This window comes from Litorivivens sp. (genome assembly GCF_041625495.1).
Lineage (GTDB): Bacteria > Pseudomonadota > Gammaproteobacteria > Pseudomonadales > Spongiibacteraceae > Litorivivens.
The window spans coordinates 1-10,140 of the sequence record NZ_JBFJTH010000141.1 but is presented as its reverse complement, the minus strand read 5'-3'; the positions used below and the strand labels follow the sequence as shown (position 1 = coordinate 10,140).

Genomic DNA, 10,140 nt, shown 5'->3' with positions numbered 1-10,140 from the left:
GTGGTAAGTCGGGTGCCGGATTCGGTGTCGCAGGCACTCGTTGTTGAATTTCGCTCGATGATCGTGGCGGGTGAGTCACTGCAGCTGGCGTCGATCAAAGCGGTTTCCGCTGGCTACCCGCTCAAGGGAGAGCTGGCAATCAGTGATATGCCTTTTGGAGATGTCTATAACACCGACGCTGTTCCAGTATCCGGTGAAGCCTGGTTGGACTCCCGACTCTTTCCTCTAATGGGTCTGCAGGTAGGCGATTCGTTCCAGCTGGGTGAATTGACATTGCGCGCAACGCGGGCACTGGTATCGGAGCCAGACCGTGGCAGCAGCTTTTATGGTATGGGGCCGCGTGTGTTGATTAACGTCGACGATATGGCGCGCAGCGGCGTAGTTCAGCCCGGAAGTCTGGTGGATTATCGTTACCTGTTTGCGGGCGAGCAAAGCGCACTGGCAAGTGTCAAGGCACGGCTTGAGTCGGCGCTCACACAGAGTGATCGTTGGGAGCAGCTCGATGAGAGCCAGCCACGCATCGCCAAGACTCTGGAACGCGCAGAGCGTTTTCTGCTGCTGGCTGGCAGCTTCGGCGTTGCCCTGGCCGGTGTGGCGGTTGCGTTGACGGCGCGGCGCTACAGTCAGCGCCATCTCGATACCGTGGCCGTGATGAAGGCGTTAGGGGCGGTGAGCGCGCAGATCACCCGGCTCTATGTGGGGAATATCGTGCTGCTGGCCTTGTTAGCGACAGCGCTGGGCTGGGGGCTTGGTATGGCGGTGCAAAACACGCTATTTGCCTTGATCAAAGATTTGGTCGGTTTTACGCCACCCGCAGGAACCCTGCGGCCGCTGGTGGCGGGTGCGGTCACAGCGACCCTGTGTGTGTTGGCTTTTGCGCTGCCGCCGATTCTGCGTCTGCGTCATGTGCCGCCGCTGCGGGTACTACGGCGCGATATTGGCAATGAAAACCTCAGTGCCGGCGTCAGCGCACTGCTCGGGATTGGTGGCCTGTTTCTGTTAATGCTGTGGTACACCCAATCGCTGGTGCTGGTTAGTGCCGTGTTGGCGGGTATCGTGGTGGTGTTGGGGCTGGCAGGAGCATTGGTGCTGCGTCTGTTTTCAAATTTGCGGCGTTGGGCGGCAGGGGCCGGCGGCGTGGTGCGTCTGGCCTTGTCAGCTATGTATCGGCGGCGGCAGGCCAATGCTTTCCAGGTGGTCAGCTTGGCGCTAGCGTTGATGGTTTTGCTGTGCATCATTGCGGCGCGATCGAGCTTGCTGAAAGAGTGGGAACTGCAGTTGCCTGCGGACACGCCGAACCATTTTCTCGTGAATATAGCGCCCGATCAGGTTGAGTCTGTGGATGAGTGGTTTACCCAACAGGGTATTCGCAGTGCCGGGCTCTACCCGATGGTGCGCGGGCGTCTGGTTGAAATTAATGGCGAGGCGCTGGAGAAGATTCCGGATATTGATGCCAATCGCAGCAGTGTAAACCGGGAAATCAACCTGAGTTGGAGCGACGCGCTGCCAGAAGACAATGAGCTGGTGGCGGGGCAATGGTGGGAGTCAGCGCCGGCTCAGCTGCCCCGGGTGTCGGTAGAAATTGAATTTGCTGAACGCCTTGGGCTTGAGCTGGGGTCTCGCGTTTTCTTCAAGATTGGCGGTCTGCCCCTGGAGGCAGAGGTAACCAGTTTGCGGAAATTAAGTTGGGACAGCATGCGGCCCAACTTTTTCTTGCTGTTTGAGCCGGGGGTGTTGGAAAACTATCCCTCGTCGTCTATCACCAGCTTTCATCTCGAGAAAGCAGACAAGGTGGTGCTGAATGATCTGTTACGCCGCTTTCCCACGATTACGCTGATCGAAATGGATGCGGTGATTGAGCAAGCCCGCACGGTAGTGGCGCAGGTTAGTGCTGCACTGGAGCTGGTGCTGACACTGATTATTGCTTGCGCGTTGCTGGTGGGGGTGGCGAATATTCAGGCCAGCCTGGACAGCCGGCTGCACGAAAATGCGATTCTGAGAACGCTTGGCGCTTCCAGGCAGTTGATACGAAGTTGCCTGCTGGCAGAATTTGCATTAATTGGCGTCAGTGCGGGTGTGTTGGCGGCAATTGGGGCGGAAATTACCTTGTATATCGTACAAACCCGATTGCTTGATATGAGCGCTAATTGGCACCCATTGTTCTGGGTGGTGGCGCCTATCGGGGCAGGTTTGGTGGTAGCTGTGTCAGGGTGGTGGTTTTGCCGGGCGGTGATAGCGTCACCGCCCTTGCAGGTATTGCGCAGGCTCTAGCGTTACGCCGCCGGAGCGGATACGGGAGGGTGATATTTCAGGCCTTCTACGATAATGCGCAGCGATTTCTCGGCTTGGCTTTCTAGGTCGTGGTAATAACCAAAGCTATCGCCGTGATCCAGGATCAGTGTAGCCACGCCGTGTACGCCCGCCCACGCTGTGTGAGCCATACTGGGGATATCGTCTTTGCCAAACACGCCCATTTTTGCGCCGCGCTCAATAATGCTCTGTACGTGATAAAACGCTTCTCGGCCAGCGGCAAACAGCTCGGTATACTGTTTTCGTGGTAGCAGCACAGGGCCGAACATCAGGCGGAAAATCTCGGTGTTTTCCTGTGCGAAATGCACATAGGCGATGCCGAGTTTCATGAGATCGTCAATTGGGTCGTCAGTGCTGGCGGAGTTCAACACCTCGAGCAGTCGGCTAAAGCCTTCTGTTGCCAACGCAGCCAGCAGGGCATTTTTGTCTTTGAAATGGCGATAGGGCGCTGTTTGGGAAACGCCTATTTCTCGTGCCAGTGCGCGCAGACTGAGTTCGTTGACGCCGCCATCTAGCAGATGTTTTTCGGCCTGCGTGAGTAATTCTTCGCGCAGGTTGCCGTGGTGATAATTTGAACTGCTGTTATTGCTCATAGTGAAATATCGGTTTCGTGTCCGTCGAATTGAGCGATGTTTTCGCTGAGTATATATGCTGGCGCTATTGCTGTCTTCAGTGTGGACGCAAGAATGGATGCCAAGCCCTTCGGCAGGCATAAAATCGAGCGTTGGTGGCTGTAATTAGCGACAAGTGCGCCATTTTTATTGAAAAGACGCCGCAAGGCAAGCAGCGTGTCAACATTGAACAGGAGAATAGTAAATGGAACTGGATTTAGCCGGAAAAACCGTCATGGTGGCGGGCGCCAGCCGAGGGCTGGGCTTTGCCATCGCCCGCTGCCTGCGCGATGAGGGAGCCAATTTGAGTATTGCCAGCAGTGATCCTGCTGCCATTGCAGAGGCTGGCACCATTCTCGGCGATTGTCTGGCCGTAAAGTGTGACGTTAAAAATCCGGTTGATATCAAAGCCTGGGTAGCGGCCACTGGAGAGCGATTCGGGGCTATTGATGCCCTGGTGGTGAATGCCGGTGGTCCGCCGCCTGGCGGTTTTGATGATTTCGATGACGAGGCTTGGCAAGCTGCTTTTGAGCTGACGCTATTGAGCGCTGTGCGACTGGTACGTGCTGCCTTGCCGGGACTGAAAAGCCGTCACGGCAATATTCTGTTTATGACATCATCATCGGTAAAGGAACCTATCGACTTTCTGTTGCTGTCAAATGTAATGCGTTCCGGTGTGGCAAGTCTGGCAAAGAGTTTGTCGCGTTCGTTGGCGCCGCAAGGTGTACGTGTCAACACCATCGTGCCCGGGATTGTTGAGACCGACAGGATTAAAGCGCTGGTTGCAAACCAGGCTAAAGGAAAAGGCATATCTGGTGACGAGCAGCGTGCACAGATGGAAGCGCAGGTTCCGATGGGGCGATTTGGTGAACCTGAAGAATTTGCCCGGGTCGCAGCGTTTCTGCTATCGCCGGCAGCGAGCTACATTAACGGTGAAACGGTCACGGTCGACGGCGGCACCATGAAAACCCTGTTTTAACAAAAATAAAACCGGGGTCGTAACGCGTATTTTATGATCGATCTGGTTAAAAAATACTCGTTACGACCCCGGTTTTTGGTGTTAGCTGGTGGTGATGCGGATTAGCCATGCCAGTAGGCGTGCGCCGAGATCGGTTACCGTGTTTTTCAACTCGGCCCACCAGCCGCGTTCCTGTCGCAGCGCGTGATCTTCATGGGCGCGCTCTATCACGTAGGCATGTACCTTTTTAACCTGTTTCTCGTCCAGTACCTCGTCAAAGCGCGGCATTCCGGCTTTTTCCATCAGGCCTTTAAGCACGACGGCTTCAAAATTTTCGTGCCAGACAGGCTCCAGATAACGCAGGTCGGGTATGGAACCATCGCCCACGACCGCAGCGCCATGGCAGCGCGCGCAGAAACGGTCAAACAGCCGGCGGCCTTCTTCAATATCGGCTTCACTCATGCCTGTTTTGGGAGGCGGCACCGGTCGCTTGGGTTGGCTCACCGGGGGTAGGGTAGCCGTAGCGTTGAGTTTGAAGGCCATGATGCGGTTGTTCGGGTTCGTTGTGGGGTAACTTTTGCCGGTATTCATGGTCAGAGCGCCACCGCGACCAACGGCGACGGCGATGTACTGTTCGCCATCGACTGCATAGCTGACCGGGCCGGGCAGAATGCTGTTCTGCGCGTGGAAGGTCCACAGCACTTCACCATTATCGGCGCGCACCGCCAAAAAACGCCCGTCTGAGGTGCCCTGAAATACCAGATTGCCAGCGGTGGCTACAATGCCGCCGTTGTGAATATTGGGATGTGGAACTTTCCAGGCAACTTTGGCCTGCTCTACATCCCACGCCAGTAAGTGGGATTTGGGCAAGTATTTCAGCAGTGCCTGGGTGAAACGTTGAGAGGCGGCATCTTGTGTAAGTTCGTAGCCGGTATTGAAGTGACGCTTGAGGTGCTTGTAGTCGGGTGCTTTGATTTCCTCAAAGGGCATCCCCATATCCAACTCCGGGATATAGAGGTATTTGGTTAGCGGGCTGTAAGCCATCGGCTGCCAGTTGTGGCCGCCGATAGCGGAAGGGTAAACCATGGCGGGTTTGCCATCGTAATCCTGGCCGTCAACTTCCACCGGGCGGCCGGTTTTCATGTCGTAGTGGCTGGCCCAGGTGACCGTGGTGAATGGCTCAGCCGACAGTAATTGTCCGTCGAGGCGGTCAATCAGGTAGACAAATCCGGCTTTGGGAGCGTGCACGATGACCTTGCGCGGCTCACCCTGCCACTGAATGTCGGCGAGGGTAATCTGTTGTGAGGCGGTGTAATCCCAATTGTCGGCGGGCACCTCCTGGTAGTGCCAGAGGTAGTCGCCGGTGTCCGGGTTGAGGGCGACAACGGAGCTTAGGTACAGGTTGTCGCCACCGCCGGGGCTACGGATGCGCCGGTTGTGGGGGGCGCCGTTACCAACACCGATATACAGTTGGTCCAGCTCGGGGTCATAGACGATGGCATCCCATACAGTGCCGCCACCGCCAAATTGCCACCATTGGCCATTCCAGGTTTTGGCGGCACGGGCCATCGCTTCATTTTCAAAGCCCTCCTCCGGATTGCCAGGAATGGTATACCAGCGCCAACGCATTTCGCCGGTATCTGCATCGTAGGCGCTGACGTAACCACGGGTGCCGAATTCACTGCCGCCGTTACCGATAAATACGAGACCTTTGGCGGCGCGGGGAGCCCCCGTGATGGAGTAGGCTTGGGCGGGGTCGGTGGTTTGTGAAGACCAAAGTGGCTTGCCGGTGTGCTGGTCGAGCGCTATCAGGCGGCCGTCGACAGTGCCAAGGTAGAGCTTGTCTTCCCAGGCGGCCATGCCGCGATTCACGACGCCACAGCAGGCGGTGATGCTTTTTTCCCTTGGTACCTCAGGGTCAAAGTGCCATAACAAAGCGCCAGTCTTGGCATCGATAGCGTAGGCGTTGCTCCAGGCGCCGGTGAAATACATCACGCCATCTATCACCAGCGGTGTGGTTTCTAACCCCAGATGTGTGTCAGTTTCGAAATACCAGGCCAAGCCGAGTTGGTCGGCATTACTGTCGTTAATTTGCTTGAGCGGTGAAAAGCGCTGCTCGTGGTAAGTGCGGCCATGGCTTAACCAGTTATCGGCATCGCTGTCGGCGTCCAGGAGCCGCTGCTGGCTAACGGGTGCCCCATACGTAGCGTTGTTCAACGATAGCAGGGCAATCAGTGCGAGTGCGAAGCTGGCGGGGTATGTCATGGGTTGTCTGCGCTTTGTGGTTGTCATTAGGCGCCTAGTTAAGCATTTGGCTGTCCGATCGGCCAGTGAATTAATAAAATCGTAAGCATTACGGTTGGGCGGTACGCCCGCTGCCTCGGCGATAGTACAGCGCAGCACTCAAATCGGTATAATGGGCGCCCATTTTTTATGCGCTGTAGAAAACCATGCAAGTACAACAGGCCATCGAGCAGAAACTTAAAGCTTCCCTGTCGCCCAGCCTTCTCCAGGTCGAGAACGAGAGCCATATGCACTCGGTACCGCCGAATTCAGAAACCCACTTCAAAGTGGTGGCGGTTGCGCAATGTTTTAACGGCATGCGCAAAGTAGCTCGGCATCAGGCCGTTTATGGTGCGCTGCAGGTAGAACTGGCTGGTCCTGTTCATGCACTGGCGCTGCATACCTACACGCCAGAAGAGTGGTTGGCGCGCTCTGGTCAGGCGCCGGATTCACCTGATTGCTTGGGTGGCAGCAAGCGCGAGGGGCAGTAACGGTGGACAACAAGATAGTCGTTGCGGCCCTCTACCGGTTTGTGACGCTCGACGATTTCGAAGCGATACGCGAGCCGTTGCTGGAGCGCTGCCAGGCCGAGAATATCAAAGGTACCTTGCTGCTCGCGAAAGAGGGCATCAACGGCACCATTGCGGGCTCTCGTGAGGGAATTGATGCGGTGATTGGGTATCTGCGCGCGGACCCGCGGATGGCTGAACTGCAGTGGAAGGAATCTTACGACGAAACACAGCCTTTCTACCGAATGAAAGTTAAGCTGAAAAAAGAAATTGTCACCATGGGAGTGGACGGTATTGATCCGAACGACGTGGTGGGAACTTATGTAAAGCCAAAAGATTGGAATGCGTTGATCGCCGATCCGGACGTGCTGCTGATTGATACCCGAAATGACTATGAGGTGGAAATCGGTTCGTTTAAAGGGGCAGTAGATCCGCGTACGAAAACCTTCCGTGAATTTCCCGAATACGTTGAGCAGAATGTCGATCCGAGTAAGCACAAAAAGGTGGCCATGTTCTGTACCGGTGGCATCCGCTGTGAAAAAGCATCGTCGTACATGAAACAGCAGGGTTTTGAAGAGGTGTACCACCTGGAAGGCGGTATTCTCAAATACCTGGAAGAAGTGTCGCCAGAAGAAAGCCTCTGGCAGGGTGAGTGTTTCGTTTTTGATAATCGGGTAACCGTAAAGCACGATCTATCAGCCGGTAGTTTCGACCAGTGCCACGGCTGCCGCCGTCCGATCAGTGATGAGGACAAGCAGAGCGAGTTTTATGAAAAAGGCGTGGCATGTCCGCATTGCTTCGACGAACTAACGGACGATCAAAAAGCCCGGTTTCGTGAGCGCCAAAAGCAGGTTGAGCTTGCCAAACAGCGCCGTGAAGCGCATATAGGTGCGCCGCCGCCTGAGCGTCAGTTGCGCGGCAAAGCATCGTCACAATCCTAGCCGTAGACGCAACCCGTCGCCACGGCGGGTTTCGGTAAATCGGTATAGCCATTCGCTTAAACTCCACTATCATAAAGTTTTGCACGAGCTTGCGAGGCGGTGGATTGAATTTCTTGCGCGGTGGGACTCACTCGATAGCGGCACGTTACAGCGCGGCGTTTTTATTCGCGGTACTGCTCTGTGCTCCTGCACATTCCTCCGAGACCGTGCAGTTATGGGTGCAATCCATCTTTGGCGCTCAGCAAACCCACAGCCATTTAAAGCCGTTTTTTGACGAATTTTTTACGGCGGTTGGCCGCAACTACCGGCCAAAGTATGGCAACAATTTTCCCGCGTTGAGCAGAACTTGCGCCAGCGAAAAGTATGATGTGGTCATGGGCAGTTACGGCACTGCCATGCGTCAGTTTGAACGCGAGTGTGGTTACCATGTGGTTGCGCTGACGGATCAGAGTATCTATTTGTACACACGCGACCGCAGTTCACTGGAAAACATACGGCGGGTAGGGGTGATCCCTGGCGTGCGTGCGTCCGAGGTTGATCTGAGAAAGGTCTTGCCGGGTGGCTTTGTGGTGATTCCCTACCGAGATCATATTCAGGCCACCGTGGCGCTGCTCGACGGCGACATAGATGGGTTGACCAGCTCGTCGGTTGCGATCAAGAGGTTGGCGCCTGTGTTGCAGGACAGCATTCATATCGCGCATACTTTTGACGAGAAAGGGCATGGTGTGGCAATGCTGTCACCGCGCTTTTACGCTACACCTGAGGGGCAGGCCTTTCGTCATTTTATCCTGGCAAACGGCGAGACCAGTGTGCAAATTTACGTAGAAGAAATGGGAATCAGTCGTTGGCGTTCTCCAGATAAAGAAAAGCCCGCAACAACGGCGGGCTCTGAGTAGCTGGCGTTAGTTCAGACTTTTTTCTCGTGTCCTACCCAGTAGGGGTCACGCAGCCGTCTTTTATAGAGCTTACCATTCGGGTCTCTGGGCAGTTCGTCCAGATAATCGATGGTCCGGGGCAGTTTCATGCGTGCCAGACGCTCTTCCAGAAAGGACATAATTTCAGCGCTGAGTTCATCGGAGGCTTCAACACCGGCGATCGGCTGAACCACGGCTTTGATTTCTTCGCCCCAATCTTCATTGGGTACCCCAAAGACGGCACAGTCGTTCACCTTGTCGTGCAGGATCAGTACATTTTCGATTTCTGCCGGGTAGATGTTGGCACCGCCGGAGATGATCATGTCTATCTTGCGGTCGCTGAGAAACAGGTAGCCATCTTCGTCGAGATGGCCAACATCGCCTAGGGTGAAGAAGTTGCCGATACGGTTCTTCTTGGTTTTTTCCTTGTCACCCTTGTATTCAAAATCGCTGTTATCCATCAACTTCATGTAGATGGTGCCGGTTTCGTTCGGACCGAGCTCGTTGCCTTCGTCATCGTATATTTTTACTTCGCTGCCCATCCAGGCGCAGCCAACGGAGCCAGGGTGCGCGAGCCAGCCCTCCGGTGTGCACAGCGTACCGCCACCTTCAGTGCCGGCGTAGTATTCATAAATACTATTGCCCCACCATTCGAGCATCTGGCGTTTAATGTCGGGTGGGCAGGGGGCTGCTGCGTGAATCATATGTCGGGTAGACGACACATCGTATTTCTTGCGCACGTCCTCGGGCAGTTTCAGCATACGGGTAAATTGCGTAGGTACCATATGGCTGGTTGTTACTTTGTGTTTTTCGATCAGCGCCAGGTTTTCTTCCGGATCCCATTTGTCGACGAGTACCACGGTGTGGCCCATGTGCAGCGAGTTGCCCGAGAACTGCAAGACCGCTGTGTGGTAGAGAGGAGAGCCACAGAAATGGACGTTGTCATCTTCCGGTTGTATGCCAAACAGCATCAGGAACATGGCCATCAGACCGTAGAGATCTTCAGGTGACATGTCGGGCAAGGGGCGTTTTACGCCTTTAGGCTTGCCGGTGGTGCCTGAAGTGTAGTTCATGACCTGACCGGCACTGCGATCTTCCGGGAGGGTAGTCGGTTGTCCGTCGATCAAGTCAGCAAAGCTGCGGAAGCCGTCAATATTGCCCACGGCAAAAGCATTCGCGGTGTTAAAGCCGGCCTCGCGCGCCGCAGTGGTGGCAGCTTTTGCAACACGCTCGTGGGTGATGAAGACTTTGGATTCCGAATCTTCAAGAATGTAGGCGACTTCCGGTCCAGCCAAGTGCCAGTTGATGGGTACCATGTAAAAACCGGCCTGGGTTGCTGCCAGGTAAATGTGATAAAACTCGGCGCAGTTTGGCAGCATCATCGCAACGGCATCTCCGCGCTGCATGCCCAGTGCACGCAGGCCGTGAACCACCTGGTTGGCGGTGTTGAGCAGATCGCCACGGGTGTATTGCTTGCCGTCGGGTGCGACCAGAGCCAGTGGTGAGGGGTCTTTGCGGGCAAATGACCAGAATCCCATTTCAGACATGCGGTTTCCTCCCTTCCTTATGGTTTGTTGGCCGAAACTATAGCACCACCATGCAGTGTCGCCATCG

At 55.3% G+C, this 10,140-nt stretch carries 8 protein-coding genes; 5 read left to right on the top strand and 3 right to left on the bottom strand.

Annotated features, from left to right (window positions below; all coding sequences use genetic code 11):
• The coding region (locus ABYP39_RS14425) for an ABC transporter permease (protein ID WP_372783196.1) at positions 1 to 2,271 on the top strand (2,271 nt) is incomplete at its 5' end.
• A 2-nt stretch (positions 2,272 to 2,273) separates the two neighbouring features.
• Here ABYP39_RS14425 and ABYP39_RS14420 read toward each other — a convergent pair.
• Positions 2,274 to 2,903 carry a TetR/AcrR family transcriptional regulator gene (locus ABYP39_RS14420; RefSeq protein ID WP_372748750.1) on the bottom strand — a complete coding sequence of 210 codons (630 nt, stop codon included), beginning with the start codon at positions 2,901 to 2,903 and terminating at the stop codon, positions 2,274 to 2,276.
• A 223-nt stretch (positions 2,904 to 3,126) separates the two neighbouring features.
• Here ABYP39_RS14420 and ABYP39_RS14415 point away from each other — a divergent pair, with 223 nt between their 5' ends.
• Complete coding sequence (locus ABYP39_RS14415; protein WP_372748749.1) at positions 3,127 to 3,900, top strand: SDR family oxidoreductase; 774 nt, start codon at positions 3,127 to 3,129, stop codon at positions 3,898 to 3,900.
• 81 nt (positions 3,901 to 3,981) lie between these two features.
• Here the strand turns inward: ABYP39_RS14415 and ABYP39_RS14410 are convergent, their stop codons facing one another.
• Entirely contained in the window at positions 3,982 to 6,144 is a 2,163-nt protein-coding gene (locus ABYP39_RS14410) for a PQQ-dependent dehydrogenase, methanol/ethanol family (RefSeq protein WP_372748748.1), read from the bottom strand.
• A 185-nt stretch (positions 6,145 to 6,329) separates the two neighbouring features.
• On the opposite strand from ABYP39_RS14410, the gene ABYP39_RS14405 reads away from it, so the two are divergent.
• From ABYP39_RS14405 to ABYP39_RS14395, 3 genes are all read left to right on the top strand, one after another.
• Positions 6,330 to 6,653, top strand: coding sequence for a BolA family protein (locus tag ABYP39_RS14405; protein WP_372748747.1), 324 nt, complete (start codon positions 6,330 to 6,332; stop codon positions 6,651 to 6,653).
• A 2-nt stretch (positions 6,654 to 6,655) separates the two neighbouring features.
• Positions 6,656 to 7,612 carry a rhodanese-related sulfurtransferase gene (locus tag ABYP39_RS14400; protein WP_372748746.1) on the top strand — a complete coding sequence of 319 codons (957 nt, stop codon included), beginning with the start codon at positions 6,656 to 6,658 and terminating at the stop codon, positions 7,610 to 7,612.
• 104 nt (positions 7,613 to 7,716) lie between these two features.
• A complete protein-coding gene (locus ABYP39_RS14395; protein ID WP_372783194.1) occupies positions 7,717 to 8,508 on the top strand; it encodes a hypothetical protein in 792 nt (263 codons plus the stop codon).
• A gap of 11 nt (positions 8,509 to 8,519) precedes the next feature.
• Here the strand turns inward: ABYP39_RS14395 and ABYP39_RS14390 are convergent, their stop codons facing one another.
• Positions 8,520 to 10,073: an acyl-CoA synthetase gene (locus tag ABYP39_RS14390; RefSeq protein ID WP_372783191.1), complete on the bottom strand. Its 1,554-nt coding sequence runs from the start codon at positions 10,071 to 10,073 to the stop codon at positions 8,520 to 8,522.
• Positions 10,074 to 10,140: the final 67 nt, after the last annotated feature.

What these genes read in the sequence shown, in the direction of transcription:
- ABYP39_RS14420 (WP_372748750.1), bottom strand. Translation starts at nt 2,903, where the DNA reads ATGAGCAATAACAGCAGTTCAAATTATCACCACGGCAACCTGCGCGAA.
- ABYP39_RS14415 (WP_372748749.1), top strand. Translation starts at nt 3,127, where the DNA reads ATGGAACTGGATTTAGCCGGAAAAACCGTCATGGTGGCGGGCGCCAGC.
- ABYP39_RS14410 (WP_372748748.1), bottom strand. Translation starts at nt 6,144, where the DNA reads ATGACATACCCCGCCAGCTTCGCACTCGCACTGATTGCCCTGCTATCG.
- ABYP39_RS14405 (WP_372748747.1), top strand. Translation starts at nt 6,330, where the DNA reads ATGCAAGTACAACAGGCCATCGAGCAGAAACTTAAAGCTTCCCTGTCG.
- ABYP39_RS14390 (WP_372783191.1), bottom strand. Translation starts at nt 10,073, where the DNA reads ATGTCTGAAATGGGATTCTGGTCATTTGCCCGCAAAGACCCCTCACCA.